The following is a 22,105-nucleotide window of genomic DNA, read 5'->3' on the forward strand; positions in this document are numbered from 1 at the left end:
CTCTCCTTATGGTTTCATCAGCCATGCACCGGCAGCCATACCGGCTCGGGGTACAGCACCACATCAAACTGCCGCGCCACCCGGCGGCAGATTTCCGCCGCCAGCGCACGCACATCGGCCGCCGTTGCGCCGCCACGGTTCACCAGCACCAAGGCCTGCCTGTCGTGCACCGCCGCACCGCCCACGGCAAAACCTTTCAGGCCGCACCGGTCGATCAGCCAACCGGCCGCCAGTTTCACCGCTCCGTCGGCCTGCGGATAATGCGGCATGGCCGGATACGCCGCCAGCAGACGGCCTGCCTGCTCTGCCGCCACGACCGGATTTTTAAAGAAACTGCCCGCATTGCCCAACACGGCCGGATCGGGCAGTTTCCGCATACGGATACGGCAGACGGCATCGGATACGTCTTTGGCCGTGGGGCTGCGGCCGCCGCACGATTCTGCCAGCACCTGAGCCAAATCGCCGTACTGCACATTCGGCCGGAAACTTTCGTTCAACACAAACCGCACCGACACAATCACATAACGCCCTTTGCCCGCCTGCTTGAACAGGCTCTCGCGGTAGGCAAAACGGCAGTCTTCGTTGCTCAGCCGCACAAATGCGCGCGCTTCCCAGTCGTAACAGTACACCGAGTCGATACGGTCTTTCACTTCCACGCCGTACGCGCCGATGTTCTGCACCGGTGCCGCGCCCACCGTCCCCGGAATCAGGCTGAGATTTTCCAAACCGCTCAACCCCCGATCCAAAGTCAACCGCACAAAATCGTGCCACACTTCGCCCGCCTGCACGTCCAGCCACACCCGGCCGTTTTCGCGCCCGACTTCCTGAACACCCTTATTCTCCAAGCGTACCACCAAGGCCGGATAATCGCCGTCAAACAGCACATTGCTGCCGCCGCCCAACCACAGCACACTTTGCGGATCGAACTGCGGACAGTCCGCCAAATCGGGCAAATGACGGACATCTTTCAGCGCATAAAACCATTTGGCGCGCGCCGGCAGGCCAAACGTATGGTATCCCCGCAAATCCACATCTTGCCGAATATCCATCACACCAATCCTCTTTCCCGCGCCACGCGCCCGCTGTGCCGCTCCAACAGCCACAACAACAGCCCCGATGCGGCGGCCAGCGACAGTATCAACGCCGTCCAAAAACCGAAAATCCCCATCTGAAACCCGTTGGCAAAATAATAACCCGGCAGCAGCCCCATGCCCCAGAATGCCGCCGCATGCACCAGCATCGGTGCTTTGGTGATTTTATAGCCGCGCAGTGCGTAAGAGGCAATGCACTGGCCAAAATCGAAAAACTGGAACCATGCCGCCAGCAGCAGCACCGACGCAGCCAGCGCGCGCACGTCCGCATCGGGGGTAAACGCCGCCGCCAGAGGTTCGCGCGCCAATATCAGAAACAGCATCGTGCACACCGCCAACACCATGCCCGACACCACCGCCACACCCGAAATATAGCGTGCCTGCTGCCGCCTGCCGCGCCCGAGCGCATAACCCACCCGCACCGTAGCCGCCGCACCGAGTGCCTGCGGAATCATATAAACCACACTCGTGATACTGATGACAATCTGCTGTGCGGCCACACTGTCCGCGCCGAATTTCGCCACCAGGAACACAATCAGCGAAAACAGGCTCACTTCCAGAAAATACGATGCCCCGATCGGCCAACCCAACCGCCAAATCTGTTTCAAAGCCGCCTTATCGGGCCTGCTGAACCCGCCGGTCAGGCCGAACGGTACAAAATAGCGGTTTTTCTTCACATACAGCCACAACGCGGCCGCATTGAACCAAAACACCAGCATGGTAGCCAAACCGCAGCCCGCACCGCCCAAAGCAGGCAGGCCGAACCGGCCGTACACAAACACATAATTGAGCGGGATATTCAGAAACAGCGCCGCCCAACTGATCCACATCACCGCTTTGGGTTTGTTCAGACTCGACACATAAGCGTGCAGGGCGCGGTGCAGCATGGCCGCGGGCATACCGAGTGCGGCAAACACCAGATACTGCGCCAGCATCGATTCTACCGCGCCGCCCAAATCGAGATACCACATCAGCGGACGTACCGCCGCCAGCAAAAGCACCATGCCCGCCGTCCCGACCATCAGACCGAACCACAAACCCTGCCGCCCCAAACGGCCGACCGCTTCGGTCTTCCCGGCACCGAAAAGCTGCGCAATCATCGGATTGAGTGCCGTCATCACACCGATCAGCGTAATCAGCACCAGGCTCATCGCCGACGACCCCAAGGCCACCGCCGCCAAATCGTCCTTACCGGCCGCCCCCGCCATCGCCGTATCGACCAGACCCACACCCACCGTGGCCATCTGCGCCAGCATCATCGGCAGAGCCAAAACGGCCAATGCCGAACATTCTTTACGGAACACCGGCCAAGCATACCGGTTGATACTCAATAACATAAAACACCGTCAATCCGCCCCGGGGCCGTCTGAAAACCATAACTGTCTTTTCAGACGGCCTGCCGTATTATTTCCTGCGGCATACCGTCAAACTGCGGATTCTAACAAATTCCCCGCAAAAGCGCGGACATTTTGCCCGCCGCAGCGGCCGCGTTTGCCCAATCTGTTCCCAATCCGAATCGGGCAGCACAAATTTCATTCATCTTGATTCGGGAAAAATTTCAAGCCGCACCACCCAATTTAGCCTTGATTTCGCCGCACCGAGCGCATAATCTCAAACTGTACCGAACGGCTTTACCCCATACAAGGAAAAAACATGACCGGCCACCCCCAAAAACTCAGCTTTGAATTCTTCCCCACGCGCACGCCCGAAGGCCGCGCCAAACAGGTTACCACCCGCAAACAGCTGCGCCAGTTCGCCCCCGACTTCTTCTCCTGCACCTCCGGCGCGGGCGGCTCCACCAAAGACGGCACCCTGCAAACCATTACCGACATTTTGAACGAAGGCACGCCCGCTGCACCGCACCTGCCCTGCGTCGGTCAAACCCCGCAGGAAATCGTTGAGCTGCTCGATACCTACAAAGCCCTGGGCGTGCGCCACATCGTCGCCCTGCGCGGCGACATACCGTCCGGCGTCGGCGCAGGCATGACCGGCCTGCGTTATGCCAACGAACTGGTCGAGCTGATTAAACACACCTACGGCAGCCACTTCCACATCGAAATCGCCGCCTACCCCGAATACCACCCGCAGGCGCGCAGCGCGGAAGACGACATCAACAACTTCGTGCGCAAAGCCAAAGCCGGTGCCGACTCGGCCATCACCCAATATTTCTACAACGCCGATGCCTACTTCCGTTTTGTGGACGACGTACAGGGGCGCGGCGTGGACATTCCGATCGTCCCCGGCATCATGCCGATTGCCAGCTTCTCCAAACTGGCGCGCTTCTCCGATACCTGCGGTGCCGAAATTCCGCGCTGGCTGCGCCTGAAATTGCAGTCTTATGCCGACGACACCGCCGCCATCAAAGCCCTCGCGCTGGACGTGGTAACCGAAATGTGCGAACGCCTGCTGCGCGAAGGCGCGCCCGGCCTGCATTTTTACACCCTCAATCAGGCCGGACTGGTTTCCACCATCTGTCAGCGGCTGGGCTACTGACCCCGCATAGAGGCCGTCTGAAAAAGCCCGCCCTATCCGTTTTTTTCGGTTAAAATCCGCCCATGAATGCACAACAGAACATTTTTCTCATCGGCCTGATGGGCGCGGGGAAAACCACCGTCGGCAAACAGCTCGCCCAGCAGCTCGGCCGCCCGTTTTACGACAGCGACCACGTCATCTGCGAGCGCACCGGCGTTTCCATTCCCACCATCTTCGAATTGGAAGGCGAAGACGGTTTCAGACGGCGTGAAGAAAACACCATCGACCATTTAAGCCGTCTGAACGGCATTGTTTTGGCCACCGGCGGCGGTGCACCCATGCGCGAAGCCAACCGCCGCTGCCTGAGCGGACGCGGCACCGTCATCTACCTGCACGCCCGCCCGCCCGTCCTGCTCGAACGCACCCGCGCCGACAAAAACCGCCCGCTGCTGCAAGTGGCCGATCCCTTGGCCAAACTGCAAGAACTCTACGATTTGCGCGATCCGGTTTACCGCCGCACCGCCGCCCACATTGTCGAAGCCGACAACCCGAGCTGCACCAAAACCGTGCAGCACATTCTCAACCTTCTGCACAACCATAAGGCCGTCTGAATGCGCACCCTGACCGTCGATACCCCGTCCCACCGCTACCCCATCTACATCGGCAGCGGCCTGAGCGGACAACTGGCGCAACTGCTTGCCGCCCACACCACACGCCGTGCCGCCATCATTACCAACACCACCATCGAACCGCTCTACGCCCCGCGCCTGCGCGCCGCCCTCGACGAAACCGGCACCGCCCACTTCACCATCATCCTCGAAGACGGCGAACAATATAAAGACTGGCACTCACTCAACCGCATTTTCGACGGCCTGATGCAGGCCGAAGCCGAACGCAACACTACCCTGATTGCCTTGGGCGGCGGCGTCATCGGCGACATCACCGGCTTTGCCGCCGCCTGCTACCAGCGCGGCGCGCCGTTTATCCAAATGCCCACCACCCTGCTAAGCCAGGTCGATTCGTCCGTCGGCGGCAAAACCGCCATCAATCACCCCTTGGGCAAAAACATGATCGGCGCATTCTACCAGCCGCAGGCCGTACTGGCCGATCTGGACACCCTCGCCACCCTGCCCGCACGCGAATTTTCCGCCGGCATGGCCGAAGTCATCAAATACGCGCTGCTGGGCGATGCCGGATTTCTGCTGTGGCTGGAAAACCACATAGACAGACTGATGGCACAGGAACCCGACATTCTGGCACAGGCCGTTTACCACTGCTGCCGCATGAAAGCCGACATTGTCGCCGCCGACGAAACCGAACGCGGCATCCGCGCCTGGCTCAATCTCGGCCACACCTTCGGCCACGCCATCGAAGCCGAAATGGGCTACGGCAACTGGCTGCACGGAGAAGCCGTGGCCGCAGGCATGGTTCTGGCCGCACGCCTGTCCGTCGAAACCGGCCGTCTGAACAGCAGCGATGTCGCGCGCATCACCGCACTGCTGGCACGCGCCGGCCTGCCCGTCGAACCGCCGCGCTTCCCGTTTGACCACTGGCTCGCCCACATGCGGCACGACAAAAAAGTCAGCAACGGCGTGATGCGCTTTATCGGCCTGGAACAATTGGGCCGCGCCGTCATCGACGACATCACCGACCACACCCTTCTGCACCGCACACTCGCCCCGTATCTGCCGTAACGCGTAAACAGATATTCAGACTGCAGCAGGCCGTCTGAACAGCCTGCCCCCCGACCTTTCGGGAGCCGTCATGAATGCCCACCCGCCGCAACGTCTGCCCCACCCCGCACACACCGCCGTCATCGGTACCCGCCGGCGGCCGGGCAGTTCCGGCAAACGCATTTTCTCCGCGCTGCCCCGTCCGCCAACATACTGTATCCCGTCAATCCCAAACACAAAACTGTCGCCGGACTCAACGCTTTCACCCATATCGACAAAATCCCCCATATCATCGACTGCGGCCTGATGCTCACCCCGCCGGACACCGACGGCAGCCTGCCGCAGCAAACGCGTACGCCACACCGTTATCCTGCGCCCCGACACCCCGCCCGACCTGACCGAATCCCTTACCCGACAAGACGCAGTCTCCGAAGGCCGTCTGATTGCGTACGGCGCAGACAGCCCCGCCGAAAACCGGGCTGTCGGCCCGCACCTTTCCCCAACGGGAAAAATCGCCCTGATCGGCCACTATCCCTCGTCCACCGCCGACGTACTGCACCACCTCGGCGGCCTGCCCGTCGGCTTTGCCAACCACATCAACCTGACTGTCTGCAACCGGCAAACCGTCCGCCTAATCGGCTGTTTCCAAGAAAGTCGCAGCGTACAAATCCTGCTCGTCGGACACAGTATGCAGACCGACGGTTCCATTTTTAAGCGCACCGTGCCAAGCAGCCAAACGCAAAACCGCCACCCTGCACCACCCACAACACCCTGCCGTCCGCCGAAAATCCCTGCTGCAACACACCGCAGGAGCTGCGCACCACCGTCCGTGCCGCCTACAACCCGAAAAAAACAGTGTGCCGCAGGCCTGCATATTCTGACTCCTTGCGAAAACGGCAGGCTCCGCCGCCCTGTTGCCGGATACCGCCCAAGACGAATGGCCGTCTGAAAACGGCGCACTGGCCGTACGCGACCATGCCGCCCGCCTGCTGGCCGGCGAACACTGCCGCACGCTTTTGATCGACACCGCAGGCCGTGAAAAACCGCCGCCCCAAGCCGCCCTTCCTGCTTCTGCCGACAACCGGCACAGCGGCAACCTGACCGCCGCCCTGCACCGGCCGCTGCCTGCGAAAACCTGCCGGCCGAACTCCTGTCCGACAATCCGCCATGATCCAAACTGGTGCAGAATCCGGGATTTTCCCTCCAACCTGCCGCCCATAACCGTATACCGACTGTCGCAAATCTGCCGCCAAATCCGTCCCGTCCGGCCTAAAAAATGCCCCGCCCGCAACTAATACTTGCCAGCATGGTTTAAATTACTCTAAAATTAGCGGTTTTCTATATCTCCGTATTTAAGGAATCAATCACATGGTAGTTATCCGTTTAGCCCGCGGCGGCTCTAAAAAACGCCCGTTTTACAACATCGTCGTAACCGACAGCCGCAACCGCCGCGACGGCCGCTTCATCGAGCGCGTGGGTTTCTACAATCCTGTTGCCAACGAAAAACAGGAACGTGTCCGCCTGGATGCCGACCGCCTGAACCACTGGATCGGCCAAGGCGCGCAAGTGAGCGATGCCGTTGCCAAACTGGTCAAAGAGCAGAAAGCCGCCGCCTAAACCCATGGACAGCCGCACACAATGGGTAGCCATGGGCTACGTCAAAGGCGTATTCGGCATCAAAGGCTGGGTGAAAATCTCGGCCGACACCGAATACACCGACAGCCTGCTGGATTACCCCGAGTGGCGTTTGGTCAAAGACGGCCGCGTACAGACCCTGACCGTCGAAGCAGGCAAACTCAACAGCGGCGAACTGCACGTCAAATTCGAAGGCATTGACGACCGCGACAGCGCATTTGCCCTGCGCGGCCATACCATCGAAATCGCCCGCAGCGATTTTGCCCCCGCCGAAGATGACGAATACTACTGGGCGGATCTGGTCGGCATGACCGTGATTAACCGCAGCGGCGAAGCCCTCGGCAGCGTCAAAAACCTGATGGCGACCGGCGCGCACGACATTCTCGTTATCGAAGGCAGCCACGGCAGCAAACTGATACCGTTTGTCGCCCACTTTATCGACAGCGTGGATCAGCAAACACGCACGATTACCGCCGACTGGGGCTTGGACTACTGATGCACATTCAGGCCGTTACCCTGTTTCCCGAAATGTTCGCCGCCATCACCGAATACGGCGTCACCGGACGGGCACTCAAACAGGGATTGTGGCGGTTCGGCACCGTCAATCCGCGACAGTTTGCCGACAACAAATTGGGCTATATCGACGACCGCCCTTTCGGCGGCGGCCCCGGCATGATTATGATGGCACCGCCGCTTCATGCCGCCATCGAACAAGCCAAACAGGCCGCAGGCGGTGCGGCACACGTGGTTTATTTAAGCCCGCAGGGGCGGCCGCTGACCCACAGTCGGGCGGCCGAACTGGCTCAAACCGACAACCTGATTCTGCTGTGCGGCCGCTACGAAGGCATAGATGAACGCCTGTTGCAGCACAGCGTAGATGAAGAAATCGGCATCGGCGACTTTGTCGTCTCCGGCGGCGAACTGCCCGCCATGATGCTGATGGATGCCGTTTTGCGGCTGGTGCCGGGCGTATTGGGCGATATGCAGTCTGCCGAACAGGATTCGTTTTCAGACGGCCTGCTGGACTGCCCCCACTATACCAAACCCTTAGAATTTCAAGGCATGGGCGTTCCCGAAGTGTTACGCTCGGGACATCATGGCTTGATTGCGCAATGGCGGTTGAAACAATCGCTCTCGCGCACCTTGGCGCGGCGGCCGGATTTACTGGCCGGCCGTACCTTAATCCCACAGGAAGCCCGCCTCTTGGCCGAAATCGAACAAGAGCAACAGGCATTCCCATCATAACTTAGGAAAAAAAATGAACTTGATCCAACAACTCGAGCAAGAAGAAATTGCCCGCCTGAACAAAGAAATCCCCGAATTTGCCCCGGGCGACACCGTTGTCGTATGGGCGCGCGTAGTCGAAGGCAGCCGCACCCGTCTGCAAGCTTACGAAGGCGTCGTGATTGCGCGTAAAAACCGCGGCCTGAACAGCAACGTCATCGTCCGCAAAATCTCCAACGGCGAAGGCGTCGAGCGTACTTTCCCGATTTACTCTCCGCGCGTCGAAAAAATCGAAGTCAAACGCCGCGGCGATGTACGCCGTGCCAAACTGTACTACCTGCGCGGTCTGACCGGCAAAGCGGCACGCATCAAAGAAAAACTGCCCGCACGCAAAGGCTGATCGGTCGTACAGCCACACCGGAAAACCACCCGGACGGACAAGTTTCGGGTGTTTTTTTGCATTCCGCCGCCAATCCTTTTTCCGTCCGCGCCCACTATCTGTATCAGACGGTTCAAATCGATATCCATAACCGATCTACATTCAAACGGCCCGACTGAACTTGCGCAGCCGATATACAGACACCGCAGCACACCGCCTCCCGGACACTCCCAGCCGACACGTTCGGCCGTCCAGCATCAAGCATCGACTCTGCCTGCATTCTGCACACCAGCCTTTTCATACAACCACTCCGGCCGCGCGTCCTACCCCGCAGCCAGACAGCCGCTTGCAGGCCGTCTGAACGCCGTCTGCAACAAAAAACGCTGCAACCTCCCGTTGCAGCGTTATTGATCACGACCCGCATCAATACTGCGGCGTACCACGCATCACCGTACGGCTTTGGAAAGTCGCCACAATACAGTCGGCATAACCGGCCGGTGCCATGCGGCCGGAATCAAAGCGGCCGTTGTTGCCGGCGGCATAACTGCCCACATGATTGACACGGCGCACTGTCCCCCGCGCCCGGCGCGGATTCTGCAAATTGTTCACCCCGTTGATAATGGCGCGCTCGCAGCTTTTCGCCTCATCGCGGCCGAAAGAACGTGCCGCGGCATTGGTGCGCAGCTCGCCGCTGCCGCCGAAGCTGACCGGTACATTATTGCTCAAAGCAGATTGCGCTTCGGCCGTTTTCAGCACAGCGGCAATATTGCAACGGAACACCATATTTTTGCCCGCACCTTCATTGTCGCGCTGCAATTTGCAGGCACCCGAATCCGCCACGGCAGACCGGCCCGGCGCAGAAGATGCACCCGCACCGCCGCCCTTGCCCGAAGCACCGGTACTGCCACATGCAGCCAAAGCCAGCACCGCCGCACAGGCCAAAACCGTTTTTTCAAAAATCTTCATCGCATCACTCCTTAAACCATTATTCTCTGTCCATATGCGGGCCGTCTGTTTCAGACGGCCCGCAAACGGTGTTACCCGCACATTATAACCGTAATTTCCCGCCACACTGCAAAGATGTGCGGTTTACCCGGCATCGGACAACCGGAAAACATAAATAAAAGCCAAAACCATTTACAAAATTTAAACATGTGTTATAATTGGTAATTATTATCAATAATGTTTGACGGTTATGTTATCCCACGCCCCGCATCTGCCTGATGCCGCACCCTGTTTTCTGATTCCCGTCTAAACGCCCGCAGACGGCATGTGTCGTTTCAGACGGCCTGCCCGCAGTTTTCCGCCATTCCTTCCATCTTTCACGACCGGCCGCACACCCTGCTGTGCGCCGACCGTCTTCAAGGAGAACCTGATGCCTTTCCCGGCCAAACGCAGCTCCGCGCTGCTGATTTCCCTGCTGCTTGCCGCCTGCGCCGGCGGCGGCAGCTTCGATACCCAAAACATTTCTGTCAATAACGACCCGCCGCCCGCACCGAAAGAATGGAAAGATGCGGAAAGCCGCCCGCACCAGACACCGCAGCAGGTGGAAGGCATCATGCAGCCCGCACTCGGCTACTCCATGCCGATTCCGCGCCGCAACTGGTCCAAACTCGATCAAAACGGCAACAGAATTCCCGACGGTTCGGATGCGGAACCTTACCTGAAACTGAACGCAGATAACGTCCAAGCCATCTCCGGCACCACCGGCACCGTGCCGCACGAAGAAAAAATTACCGAAAACCTGAGAAATCCAACCAGGCCGCACCGCGTCATCACATCAAAGAAAAACAGCGGCTTCCAATTTGTCCATGCCGGTTTTGCCTATTCCGATGCCGGTCTGGAAATGATCAGAAAAGACGGTAACGGCCCGATCATTTCCGCCCGAACCGGCTTCAAAGGCTATGTGTACTATCAAGGCCAAACGCCCGCCACCGCCCTGCCTGTCGGCCAAACCGCCACATACAGAGGCAACTGGCATTACGTTACTGATACCAAGCAGGGACGCAACGGCCGCCTATACGGCACAAACGATCAATTTGCAGGGAATCGGTACGGCCTGCTGTCCAACGACGATACGGGCAGCTTCGTCAAAAGTTACGACAGCGAATTTCAAGCTGACTTTGCTGCGAAAAAACTGACCGGCACCCTCAAAGAAACCTTGGTCACCAGTAATGCACAAAATGCACCCGAAAAAACCCGCTATACCATCGAAGCCGATATTGCCGGCAACCGTTTCAGAGGAAAAGCCAAACACCTGCCGGACGATACGCGCCTGTTTGCCAGCGACTCATCACTGCTCGAAGGCGGTTTCTACGGCGATAAAGCACAGGAGCTGGCAGGCAAATTCCTGGCCGACGACGACAGCCTGTTTGCCGTTTTTGCCGCCAAACAGGATAACCCCCTGCCTGCCGAGACCGTATTTGATGCCAAAATCATCGACAAACAGAATCCGCAGGACGCACCGCAGAATCTGACTACTTTCGGCGATGTTACCGCCCTGCTGGTTGACGGCCGAACCATTCCGCTCTATCCGGCCGATGTCAAGGGTTTTGTCATGACCACCGGCAATAACGGCACCACAGCGGAAATCTGCTGCCGCAATCTGGACAATGTGCGCTTCGGTATACTGTCCCGGCAAGGAGAGATGCAGCAACTGTTCCTGCAGGGCGAGCGTACGCCCGCCGCCGCTATGCCGCAGGACGGGCAGGCTTTCTACCGCGGCACATGGAGCGCATTTATTTCCGGGCCGTCTGAATGGGCGGCCGCTGCCGACAACAATGCAGACAGCGGAAACCGGGCAAAATTCCATGTCGATTTCGGCAATAAAACCATTGTCGGCGAACTGATGGCGGCCGAACGTCTCACCCCCGCCTTTCTCATTAACGGCACCATCAGCGGCAACGGCTTTACCGGCACGGCCAAAACCGGGGACAGAGGTTTCAGTCTCGACCCGCAAAACGCCAACGATCCCAAAACCGTCCACCTCAAAGCCGCTGTGAGCGGCGGCTTCTACGGCGACCAAGCCCAAGAATTGGGCGGTGCGTTTTCCGGCAGCCGTTCGGGCTACGGACACAGCAATCCGGACACCCAATTCGGCGTCGTCTTCGGTGCGAAACGCCAAGTCAAAAACAACGAATAACAGATGATGGAAAGGAAAGCGTCGATGTATCGCCATCACCCGAATTTTAAAGTCAAGGCCGTCTGCATCGCCCTGTCCGGCCTGCTGGTTCAGACGGCATGGGCAGACAGCCCCGCCGTCCCCGAAGCCGGAAATACAGTACAGCTGCAAGACGTGGTCGTCAAAGGACAGAAGCGTGCCACGCGCCGCAGCAATGAAATCACAGGCTTGGGCAAAATCGTGAAAACCACCGATGCCATCAATCAGGAACAGGTACTCAATATCCGCGACCTGACCCGCTACGATCCGGGCATTTCCGTCGTCGAACAGGGACGCGGCGCCAGCTCGGGCTATTCGATACGCGGCGTGGACCGCAACCGCATCTCCCTGTCGGTGGACAACCTGCCGCAGATTCAGTCCTACTCTATCCAAGGTGTGAACAGCGGCAGCGGCGCGATTAACGAAATCGAATATGAAAACGTACGCGCCATCGAATTGAGCAAAGGTGCCAGCTCCGCCGAATACGGCAACGGCGCATTGGGCGGCGCGGTGGGCTTCCGCACCAAAGAAGTCGATGACCTGCTGCCCGACGGCAAAGACTGGGGGTTGAACAGCAAAACCGCATACAGTTCCAAAAACCGCCAACTCACCCAATCACTCGGCTTTGCCGCCCGTAAAAACGGCTTGGAGGCGATGGTGCAGTACACCCGACGTAAGGGCGGGGAAACACAGGTACACAAAGATGCGGACAAAAGTACCCGCTATGAAATTACCCGCTTGGGTGCATTTGCAGGCGAATACGACTTTCTGGGCGATGCCAACCGGAAACACAGCAGTTGGTTTGTTTTGCAGGACGAATGCCCGACTTTGAACTGCGCGCCCAAACCGATTGCCGCCGCCACCGAAAGCCATTTCCGCTACGACCGCACGCAAAACGGCTACGACCCCTACACCCCCGAAGAGCAAGCCGAAGCCAAACGGCTGGTGCACCCCGTTGAAAAAGTAAACGCCAAAGACTATACCGGCCCCGACCGCGTGCTGCCCAATCCGATGGACTACCGTACCGGCTCGTGGCTGACCAAACTCGGCTACCGTTTCTCACCCGAACACTATCTGGGCGGCGTATTCGAGCAGACCGCACAAAATTACGACATCCGCGATATGAGCGTACCCGCCTATTATCTGGGTGCAGACCGCAAAAACATCAAAACATTGGACGGCAAAGGCATTTACTCCGGCCAAAATCTCGGCGAAGGGCTGACTTTCGGGGCGAACCCCGCCCAAGACGCTTCGGCCGGGCTGGGCTGGTCGCGCAGCCAGTTTTTCGACGAACGGCACCGAAAATCACGCAAAGGCCTGGTATACCGCTTCACGCCGAACGGCGCGGCAGACAGTCTCTCGCTCTCATACGACGAACAGAAAATCGGCTTGGACAGCCGCCTGAAAACGCTCAACTGCGCACCTTATCCCACTGTGGACAAAAATTGCCGGGCCGCGCCGGACAAACCTTGGAGCTACACCCGTTCGGAAACAAACCGTTACGAGGAAAAGCACCGCCTGGCACAGCTGAACTTTGACAAAACGGCCGAAACCGGCCCGGTCAGACACCAATTCAGCGGCCTTCTGGGCGCGGACTTCTTCCAATCCACCCTCACGCGCAGCGAAGATGTCAGCGAATATGTGAAACAGAAATGGACACTGCTCGACCGCAACGTACGCGGCCAAAACCATGCGGGAAACGGTACGCCCGACAACCCCTACATCTATCAAAACGGCGGCACCGAGCTGATCCGCACCAACGAATGCTACGGCGAAAGCGAAGGTTCGTGGAACTGCGGCCAACGGAAAATTACCGGCCGCAGCGAATTTATCGCCCTGCGCGACCAAATGAAAATCGGCCGTCATCTGGAACTCGGCCTCGGCGCGCGTTACGACCGCTACCGCACCCGTTCCAACGACGAATGGACAGCCGCCAAAACCTACAAAAACTTCTCGTGGAATGCAGGCGTGGTCGTCAAACCCACCGCCAATATCAATCTCGCCTACCGCGCGTCCACCGGATTCCGGGTACCGAGCTTCCAGGAAATGTTCGGCTTCCGCACACCGGGCTATTCCAAGGCCGATGCCGAAGCTTATCAGAAACAATACGGCAAGCCGATGTTCCAGCCCACCGATGCCGAACCGGAAAAATCCTTCAATCAGGAAATCGGCATCGGCTTCAAAGGCGGTTGGGGTATGCTGGAAATCAGCCATTTCCGCAACCGTTACGACGGCCTGATTGCCGCCGCCCGCAAAGAAGGCAATACCGCCAACAAAGCCTACTACAACGTACAGGACGTTAAACTGACCGGCTACAACCTTATCGGCAAAATCGACTGGCACGGCATCTGGAACAAACTGCCCGAAGGCCTGTATACCACACTGGGCTATAACCGCGTCAAACCCGACAGCATCCGCAACCGTCCCGGCTTTACCCGAATCGACACCTACCTGCTGGATACCATACAGCCTTCGCGTTACGTTGCCGGCTTGGGCTATCACGATCCGGGCGAACGCTGGGGCGTGAATGCCATGATGACTTACTCGAAAGGCAAAAACCCCGGCGAGCTGATCGGCAAGTCCACGCACGGCGGCCGGGAGTACAACATCAGTGCCACCGGCAAAGCCAGCAGGAGTTGGCAGATTGTCGATCTGACCGGCTATGTGAACCTGAAAAAAGATTTCACCCTGCGCGCCGGTGTCTATAATCTGTTCAACCACCGCTACGTAACCTGGGAAGCACTGCGCCAGTCGTCTACCGGTGCCGTACACCAGCAGCGCAACGTCGGCAATTATGCCCGCTACGCCGCGCCCGGCCGCAACTATACCGTGTCGCTGCAAATGAAATTCTAGGCCGTCTGAAAACCGCAGCCTGCCGGATCTACACTGTCCGGCAGGCTGCGGTTCGGGTGTCGGCCTGCAATCCGTGCCGCACGGCTTTTCAGACGGCCTGACGGCACGCAGGCCGGATACGTATCCGAAAAAAGCCCGGACAGACACCCGGATACCTTTTCTTTCCCCAAAACGGACACCTGCCGGAATCGGGCACCAGACCGCAGCACATTTTTCAGACGGCCTCCCTCAGGCCGTCTGAAAACCCGGTACAGCCCGTCTGCCGAAACCGCCGCCAAACCATGAAAAAACTGTTTTCCCTGACCCTGACCGCCGCCCTCTCCTGTCATGCCTACGCCGACGACGACAGCAGCCTCATCGCCGACCGCCTGAACGATCAACGTGCCGTAACAGCGGCCGCAGCCGCTCCGCCTGCCGCACCGGCAGAACCTGCAGCCGCCGTACCGCCGCCGGTAACCCGCACGCTTGCCATCTCGAAAGAAGAACTGGCACGCCGCCCCGAACTGGTGGTACGCGCCCTGATGGCCGCTGTGGTACAGAACAACCGCACCGCCGTCGATTTGGTCTATCCGCTCTACCAAGCCCTGCCCGCCGCCCATCACGACCCGCAGCTTACCCTGTGGGCACAGGCGGTCTTGGCGCGGCAGCAGGGCGATCTGCGTGCCGGCATCGCACAATACCGCCGCCTGCTGGCCGAAACGCCCGAGCTGACCGCCGCCCGCCTGCAATTGGCCGCCGCGTTGTTTGAAGACAACCAGACAGAAGCCGCCGAAGACCAGTTCCAAAAGCTGCGCACCCTCCCCGATCCGAACGTACGGCGTATCGCCGATACCTATCTCGATGCTCTGGCCCGGCGCGACCGTTGGACGCTTTCCGGCAGCATCAGCTACCTGAACGACCCCAATATCAATAACGCCCCCAAATCCGGCACCCGCTACGGCAACTGGCACGCCCCCGAGACGGAATCCGCCCAAGGCATCGGCCTGAATCTCAATCTGGGCAAGAAATGGTCGTGGGGCAACGGCTTTTACAACGAACTGCGGATCCATGCGCAAGGGAAATACTATTGGGACAACCGCAAATACAACGATGCGGGCGGCCGCGCCAGCCTCGGCATCGGTTTCCGCAATGCCAAATGGCAGGCTGCCCTGCTACCGTTTGCCGAACAGTCGCTGTATGCAGGCGGCCGTACGGGACAAACCCGCTACAAACGCTTTTACCGGGGCGGCGGGGCTACGCTGGAAGGCAGCTACTGGCTGTCCCCGCAATGGCAGTTCACCGCAGGTTACGAGCAGATGCAGCTGCGTTACGCCAGCCGCAGACACCTCAACGGCGGCTACCGCCAGATCAGCGGCGGCATCCACTATCTGCCCGATGCCACACGCCTGTTTTTTGCCAATCTCCACTATAACCGCACCGACACCCGCGACCGGGACGACAGTTTTATCCGCAAAGGCATCACCGCAGGCTGGGGGCAGGAATGGGAGCAAGGCTTGTCCACACATGTTTCACTCGGTTTCGCCCAAAAACACTATCAGGCACCGATGCCGGTGTTCGGCATCACCCAGCGCAACCGCGAATGGAATGCACAGGCCGCCGTGTGGCACAGAGCTTTCCATTTCAAAGGCATCACACCGCGCCTTACCTACGGTTACAACCGTGTCCAAAGCAACCACAGCTTTTACAGCTACGCCAAACACCGCGTATTTGTCGATTTCAGCAAGCGGTTTTGAACAACAGGCAGAGACCGTCCCTTCGTTTTTCCGACAAGCCGGAAGACGCTGACCGCTTTGAAGCGGTACCGCCCCACCCGCCGTCCATGTCAAAACTTAATAATGATAATAATTATTGATTTTATTTTTAACCAATATTAAAATTCGCATCTCCGCAGATGCCTGCCCTGCCGGCATTGCGGCAATTTCCCGTTCCGTTTTCCGAATTTTCCAACTATCCCGACCGCATGAACACCCGTCTTTACACTCCCGTTGCACTCTCAGCCGCACTGTGCCTGGCCATACCGGCCGCACTTGCCGAATCCTCCGTTACCGGCCCGGACAAACCGGCCAAAACAACGCAAAAAGAACCAGTCAAACTACCGGCCGTGGTTGTCAAAGGCAGGCACATCGGCAAACCGTTTGAAACACCGGCCGCCGTCAGCCGCCACGGACAGGACGAACTGGGACAGGACATCAATACCCTGATCCGCACCCTGCCGGGTACGTTTACCCAGCACGACATCGGGCAAGGCGGTTTTGCCGTCAATATCCGCGGTTTGGAAGGTTTGGGGCGGGTCAATACCACGGTGGACGGTGTCAGCCAGACTTTCTACCAAACCAACCCCGCGCACGGCTGGAACGGCAATACCACTTATGTCGATGAAAACTTTATCGCAGGTATCGAAGTGACACGGGGAACGGCCGCCGGTGCGGGCGGCATCAATGCGCTGGCAGGCCATGCCGAATTGCGCACCATCGACATAGACGATTTAATCGACAAAGACCGCAATTTCGGTATGCAGACCACTTACCGCCAAGGCAGCAACGGTTACGGAAAAAACGGTATGCTGGGCGTTGCCGCCCGTTACAGCCTGAATGAAGACAGTAGCATCGGCTTTTTGAGCGCGGTCAGCGGAAAACGGAAGCTGGGTTACAAAAACGGGGCGGGCGAAACCATTGCTTCAGACGGCTTCGACGAAAACCTGCCGATGGAAAGCGGCCTGCGCGCGCGCAGCACACTCAACAAACTGCAATGGCAGATCGGGAAAAACCATGCACTGACACTCAGCCATATGGGCAGCCGCTCCCGCTTTACCAACAACCACAGCCCCCTGCAAGTGCGTACCCGGACCGGCCTGCTCAAATACCGCTACACGCCTCTGTCCGACTTGGTCGATTTGCGTGCAGATCTTTCCTATACCGATGCGCGGCAGACATTCCTGCGCGGCACCAACAGCAGCGAAGATTATGTCGGCCGCACCACCGCCAATCCCTCTTGGGCTTTCACCCTGCAAAACCGCAGCCTTTTCGATCTCCAAGGCAGCGACTTGATACTCGACTACGGCGGCAAAACCATGCGCACCCGCTACCGCAGTAATTACAGCAACAAACTGCTTCTGGCCGAAGGCAGGCAGAATACGGACAGCCTGTTTGCCGATGCCCGGTGGCAGCCGGGGAAATGGACGGTATCCGCAGGCATCGGTTACCAGCGTTACGGCATACAGGGCTACCTGCCGCCGACCGACGACAACGGCGCAATTGTGCTGCCCAAAGGCGGAGACATTCATTTCAAGCGCACGGAAGGCCGTCTGAATCCGCGATTCGGGCTGGCATACCAAGCCTTGAACTGGCTGCAAATGTACGCCAATATCGGCCGCAGCAGCCGCAGCCCCAATGTCCAGGAATTTATGTACACCAACAACGTGCAGGGCAACCCCTATTCGGTCAATCCCTACCTGAAAGGCGAAACGGCCCTGAACCGCGACATCGGCCTGAACATTCTCAAATACGGCCTGCTCAAACCGGATGACAGCCTGCGCCTGAAAGCGGGCTATTTCGACAACCGCATCAAAAACTTCATCACCCAGACCCAGCTCTACATCTGCGGCGAGGACAGTCTCAGCCGTTGCAGCTTGGACGATTACGCAGGCGGCAGCAACCGCATCGCACCGGTCGGGCTCTTCCTCAACCTGCGCGATACCGTCCGCCAGCGCGGCTGGGAAGTTGAAGGCGGTTATGATTTCGGACGCGGCTACATCAATCTGAGTTGGAGCAAAACCACCAACAACTTCCCTTCCGACTACTTGGCAGACATGGGCTTCTCCCATATACGCACCCTGCCGGAAAACGTCTGGTCGCTGGACATCGGCTCCCGCTGGCTGGACAACCGCCTGATTGTCGGCGCACGCCTGAACCGTACAGGGAAGGACACCATTGCCGGCGGCGTGGACAGCGAGAGCGGCATCCAGTCGACCGCCAAGCTGTCCGCCAATCCCACCATCATCGACCTCTATGCCAGCTATCAGGCCGCCAAGCAGCTGAAACTGTTTCTGAATATCGACAATCTGACCAACCGTGTTTACAACTACCCGCTCAGCGGCGGCACATTGGGTACAGGCAACTTGGGATACAGCAATGCCAACCGCGGCACCGGCAGGGGGCGGACCATTTACGGCGGCCTGTCGGTGAAATTCTAAATCCGTGCCCGCCCCAGCCCGCTATCGGGACAACAGCATGAATACATACCTGAAAAAATGGTCCGGCATCATCATCCTGTACCTGCTGTCGGCAGCGGCGGCAGCACAGGTACCCGCCGGACGCATTTACGATACGGCAGCCCAAACCGACATCACGGCAGAAGCACTGGTACAGGCACTGGCACAAAGCCCGATGGTGATTATCGGCGAAAAACATGATGAAACCGCCCACCACCAAGCCGAGTTATGGCTGTTGCAGCAAACCGAAACACCGCGCAGCCGGGGTTCGGTCTTATTGGAAATGCTGGATACCGCACAACAGCGGGACGTCACGCGCGTTCAGCAATGGCTTCTGGACGGAGGCAGCACAAGCGAGCGGCGGCTGCCGGAAAAAATGGCGTGGAACCATGCCTGGAACTGGCCGGATTACGCCAGTACCGTATCATGGATCATGCGCCGTCAGGCCAAGGTTCTGGCTGCCGCACCCGGCAGGGACGATGTACGCCGTGCTGCCGCTTTCGTTCCCGACGGCAGATACAGCGGCGCACCTGCCGTCCGGCAGGCATTGGAGCAGATCATCGGCACCAACCATACCGGCACGGGCAATACGGACAAGGTCTCCATGCAGCAGTTCAAAGACAGCACCATGGCACAGAATCTGGCTGCCGCACCCCGACCCGCCTGGCTGCTGACCGGATCGATACATGCCTCCAAACAGCTGGGCATACCGCTGTTTTTACGCGATGCGGGCAAGGCATCCGATGCCAAAGTACTGATTCTGACTACCCGAGACAGCGACATCGATACCGGTCACGGCGATTACATCTGGTATCTGGATCCCGCCCCCTGACCGGCCGCGCCGTTTTCAGACGGCCCGGCCGCCCCAACCCTACCGCATCAGGAAATACACCATGAAAAAATACCTCTCCCTCCTGTTACTGGCCGCCTGCCTGCCCGCCGCCGCCCAGCGCGTTATCGTGCTCACGCCCGATGTGGCCGATATTGTCGCCCGGCTCGGTGCGGAAAAAGAAGTCGTCGGCATTCACGAATTCAACCGCAACCCCGCCTTCAACAATACGCCGTCCGTCGGTTTTTACCGCAACCTTTCTGCCGAACCGATACTGGCGGGCAAACCCGATCTCGTCATCGGCAGCTGGCTGGCCAAACCGGACGGTATCTACACCCACCTGCGCAATGCCGGTGTCAAAGCCGAAAATGTCCATACCGACGAATCACCGGAAAACTACCGCCAAAGCCTGATGCGCATCGGCAGGCTGCTGGGCAAAGAACCGCAGGCCGCCAATCTCGCCCGCACATTCCAAAACGGCATGCAGCCCATGCCGAAAACCGGCAAGCGTTATTTGCTCAGCTACGACGGCCGTTATGCGGCAGGCAGAAACACCGTCGGCGACACCCTGATCAGACTGGCAGGCGGCATCAATGCCGCAGCACAAGTGGACGGCCTCAAACCGCTCTCCCGCGAGGGCTGGCTGAAAGCAAAACCCGATATCGTGATTATCGCCAAACATAACGAACAAAGTATCGGCGGTGCCGCCAAAGTCCTGCAACGCCCCGAAATCGCTGCCAGCCCGGCGGGACAAAACCGGCGCGTCCTGTTCTGGCCTGCCGACGACTATATGCGCTACGGCCTGTACACCCCCGATATTGTGCGCCGTCTGCACGGTTTGGCCCAATAAAACGGGGACGCGCATGAAAAAATATCTGGCCGTATGGCTGGCCGCAGCCGTTTTACTCGTCTGGTTCTGCGCCGGTATCGGCGAAGGCGGCTGGCGCAATCCGCTGGCCGCAGACCCTGTGCTGATGCAGATCCGGCTGCCCAGAATAGCGGCCGCACTGCTGGCCGGAGCCGCACTGGCGGCCAGCGGTTCCGCCTTGCAGGCATTGTTTGAAAACCCTCTGGCCGATCCCAGCCTCATCGGTACGTCGGGCGGGGCGGCCATGGGCGTGGTATCGGCCATCGCCTTCGGCTGGCCGGTGGCCGTTCCGGCCGCCGCATTTATCGGTGCGTTTGCCGTCTGTATGATTATTCTGGCCGCCCACCGCCTTTTCGGCGGCGGCAAACTCGGACTGCTGGTGATGGGTTTCGTCATCAGTGCGCTGTGCGGTGCACTGGTCAGCCTGGTCTTGTTCCTTTCAGACGACATGGCACTGCGCAGCGCCATGACCTGGCTCTCGGGCAGTTTCTCCGAAGCGGGATTCATCTCGCCGCTGTATGCGGCCGCGATTATGCTGGCCGGTTTCGTGATTCTGACCGTATGCGGCCGCCGGCTCGACTATCTGCTGCTGGGCGACGAAGTGGCGCACACGCTGGGTATCCATATCGGACTGACCCGCATCTTGACCGTTACCGGTGCCGCCCTGATGACCGGTGCGGCGGTTTCGCTCGGCGGCATTATCGGCTTTGTCGGCATGATGGTACCCAATGTGCTGGCACAAACCGTCGGCGGCGGCCGCACCCGCTTAATCGCACTCTCGGCAGCGGCCGGATCGCTGTTTATGCTGGCAGCCGATACATTTGCCCGCCGGGTGGTTTATCCGGTGGATCTGCCGGTCGGCATCGTCATTGCCATTCTCGGCGGCCCTTTCTTTTTATGGCTGATTATCAGGGAACAGAAGCGTTAATATGACCCTATCGCTCAGAAACTGCACGGTTCACGCCCATCACCGGACCATTCTGTCGGTCGGCCGAATCGACATTCCCGCCCGTGAAATCAGCGCTGTCATCGGCCCCAACGGAGCGGGGAAATCCACGCTGCTCAAACAGTTTCTCTATCACGCGCAAACCGAATGGTGCGGCCTGCCCATGAAGTCCGCCCTGAAACAGCGCAAAATCGCCTGGGTCGGACAGCACGAACATTTCCGCCTGCCGATGACGGTAGCCGAATATGTCGTGATGGGGCGGGCACAACCGGCATGGTTCCGCCCGGCACGGCCCGCCGGTAACGATTTAAAAACACTGCTGGATCTCTTTGACCTGACACCGCTGCAAGACAAACGCATCGAAACGCTCAGCGGCGGCGAGCAGCAGCGTGCGGCCATTATCCGCGCCCTGCTGCAACAGCCCGAACTGCTGATGCTGGACGAGCCGACCAACCATCTCGACGTACACTACCAACACCGTCTGATGCACCACCTGCAAACGCTGCCGCAACAGGGCACCACCGTGGTGATGGTGCTGCACGATCTGAATCTGGCCGCCCATTACAGCAGCCACGCCCTGCTGATGGACAAAGGGGGCGTGGCCGCATCAGGCGCAACGGCACAAGTGATGGATACCGCCCTGCTGAGCCGTATCTATGATTGGCCGATATGCGCCTATCGGGCAAACGGCAAAACCTGGTTTCAGGCCGCAACCTTATAAGCAATTGGGGACATGCCAAAGGCCGTCTGAAAACGCTTCATCTG

General features: G+C 59.0%; 19 protein-coding genes. 16 read left to right on the forward strand and 3 right to left on the reverse strand.

Going from position 1 to position 22,105, the window contains the following annotated elements:
• Window positions 1-17: 17 nt before the first annotated feature.
• Both murB and ORY85_RS06150 read right to left on the reverse strand, forming a co-directional pair.
• Window positions 18-1,052 (reverse strand): UDP-N-acetylmuramate dehydrogenase, encoded by a 1,035-nt coding sequence (gene murB / locus ORY85_RS06145; RefSeq protein WP_405030323.1) that lies wholly within the window; start codon window positions 1,050-1,052, stop codon window positions 18-20.
• Window positions 1,049-2,428 (reverse strand): MATE family efflux transporter, encoded by a 1,380-nt coding sequence (locus tag ORY85_RS06150; protein WP_274572258.1) that lies wholly within the window; start codon window positions 2,426-2,428, stop codon window positions 1,049-1,051. The genes murB and ORY85_RS06150 overlap by 4 nt, the downstream gene beginning before the upstream one ends.
• A gap of 316 nt (window positions 2,429-2,744) precedes the next feature.
• On the opposite strand from ORY85_RS06150, the gene metF reads away from it, so the two are divergent.
• The 8 genes from metF to rplS all read left to right on the forward strand — a co-directional run bounded on the left by metF (window position 2,745) and on the right by rplS (window position 8,495).
• Entirely contained in the window at window positions 2,745-3,584 is an 840-nt protein-coding gene (gene metF / locus ORY85_RS06155) for a methylenetetrahydrofolate reductase [NAD(P)H] (RefSeq protein WP_274572259.1), read from the forward strand.
• A 62-nt stretch (window positions 3,585-3,646) separates the two neighbouring features.
• Window positions 3,647-4,174, forward strand: a complete 528-nt coding sequence (locus ORY85_RS06160) for a shikimate kinase (protein ID WP_274572260.1) — start codon at window positions 3,647-3,649, stop codon at window positions 4,172-4,174.
• A complete protein-coding gene (aroB, locus tag ORY85_RS06165) occupies window positions 4,175-5,257 on the forward strand; it encodes a 3-dehydroquinate synthase (protein ID WP_274572261.1) in 1,083 nt (360 codons plus the stop codon).
• 893 nt (window positions 5,258-6,150) lie between these two features.
• On the forward strand, window positions 6,151-6,531 hold the full coding sequence (locus ORY85_RS06170) for a hypothetical protein (protein WP_274572263.1): 381 nt from the start codon (window positions 6,151-6,153) through the stop codon (window positions 6,529-6,531).
• A 73-nt stretch (window positions 6,532-6,604) separates the two neighbouring features.
• Window positions 6,605-6,853 (forward strand): 30S ribosomal protein S16, encoded by a 249-nt coding sequence (rpsP, locus tag ORY85_RS06175; RefSeq protein ID WP_274572264.1) that lies wholly within the window; start codon window positions 6,605-6,607, stop codon window positions 6,851-6,853.
• 4 nt (window positions 6,854-6,857) lie between these two features.
• The gene (gene rimM / locus ORY85_RS06180) at window positions 6,858-7,367 is read left to right on the forward strand and encodes a ribosome maturation factor RimM (protein WP_274572266.1); all 510 of its coding nucleotides are present in this window, start codon (window positions 6,858-6,860) and stop codon (window positions 7,365-7,367) included.
• Window positions 7,367-8,116: a tRNA (guanosine(37)-N1)-methyltransferase TrmD gene (gene trmD / locus ORY85_RS06185; protein ID WP_274572267.1), complete on the forward strand. Its 750-nt coding sequence runs from the start codon at window positions 7,367-7,369 to the stop codon at window positions 8,114-8,116. Before rimM ends, trmD begins: the two co-directional genes overlap by 1 nt.
• Before the next feature lie 13 nt (window positions 8,117-8,129).
• Entirely contained in the window at window positions 8,130-8,495 is a 366-nt protein-coding gene (rplS, locus tag ORY85_RS06190) for a 50S ribosomal protein L19 (protein WP_274572269.1), read from the forward strand.
• 402 nt (window positions 8,496-8,897) lie between these two features.
• On the opposite strand, the gene ORY85_RS06195 is transcribed toward rplS, so the two are convergent.
• Window positions 8,898-9,440: a hypothetical protein gene (locus ORY85_RS06195; RefSeq protein ID WP_274572270.1), complete on the reverse strand. Its 543-nt coding sequence runs from the start codon at window positions 9,438-9,440 to the stop codon at window positions 8,898-8,900.
• Between the two features lie 409 nt (window positions 9,441-9,849).
• On the opposite strand from ORY85_RS06195, the gene ORY85_RS06200 reads away from it, so the two are divergent.
• The 8 genes from ORY85_RS06200 to ORY85_RS06235 all read left to right on the forward strand — a co-directional run bounded on the left by ORY85_RS06200 (window position 9,850) and on the right by ORY85_RS06235 (window position 22,061).
• Window positions 9,850-11,616, forward strand: a complete 1,767-nt coding sequence (locus tag ORY85_RS06200; RefSeq protein WP_274572271.1) for a transferrin-binding protein-like solute binding protein — start codon at window positions 9,850-9,852, stop codon at window positions 11,614-11,616.
• 24 nt (window positions 11,617-11,640) lie between these two features.
• On the forward strand, window positions 11,641-14,487 hold the full coding sequence (locus ORY85_RS06205; protein ID WP_274572272.1) for a lactoferrin/transferrin family TonB-dependent receptor: 2,847 nt from the start codon (window positions 11,641-11,643) through the stop codon (window positions 14,485-14,487).
• Window positions 14,488-14,768: 281 nt separating this feature from the next.
• Complete coding sequence (locus tag ORY85_RS06210; RefSeq protein ID WP_274572273.1) at window positions 14,769-16,220, forward strand: surface lipoprotein assembly modifier; 1,452 nt, start codon at window positions 14,769-14,771, stop codon at window positions 16,218-16,220.
• Window positions 16,221-16,378: 158 nt separating this feature from the next.
• Entirely contained in the window at window positions 16,379-18,679 is a 2,301-nt protein-coding gene (locus tag ORY85_RS06215; protein WP_274572274.1) for a TonB-dependent receptor domain-containing protein, read from the forward strand.
• Between the two features lie 37 nt (window positions 18,680-18,716).
• Complete coding sequence (locus ORY85_RS06220; protein ID WP_274572275.1) at window positions 18,717-19,529, forward strand: ChaN family lipoprotein; 813 nt, start codon at window positions 18,717-18,719, stop codon at window positions 19,527-19,529.
• A 61-nt stretch (window positions 19,530-19,590) separates the two neighbouring features.
• Window positions 19,591-20,376 (forward strand): hemin ABC transporter substrate-binding protein, encoded by a 786-nt coding sequence (locus tag ORY85_RS06225; protein ID WP_274572277.1) that lies wholly within the window; start codon window positions 19,591-19,593, stop codon window positions 20,374-20,376.
• Window positions 20,377-20,389: 13 nt separating this feature from the next.
• Window positions 20,390-21,322, forward strand: a complete 933-nt coding sequence (locus ORY85_RS06230) for an iron ABC transporter permease (RefSeq protein ID WP_274572278.1) — start codon at window positions 20,390-20,392, stop codon at window positions 21,320-21,322.
• A gap of 1 nt (window position 21,323) precedes the next feature.
• The gene (locus ORY85_RS06235; protein WP_274572280.1) at window positions 21,324-22,061 is read left to right on the forward strand and encodes an ABC transporter ATP-binding protein; all 738 of its coding nucleotides are present in this window, start codon (window positions 21,324-21,326) and stop codon (window positions 22,059-22,061) included.
• Window positions 22,062-22,105 lie beyond the last annotated feature (44 nt).

The organism is Neisseria leonii, from assembly GCF_028776105.2.
Taxonomy (GTDB): domain Bacteria; phylum Pseudomonadota; class Gammaproteobacteria; order Burkholderiales; family Neisseriaceae; genus Neisseria; species Neisseria leonii.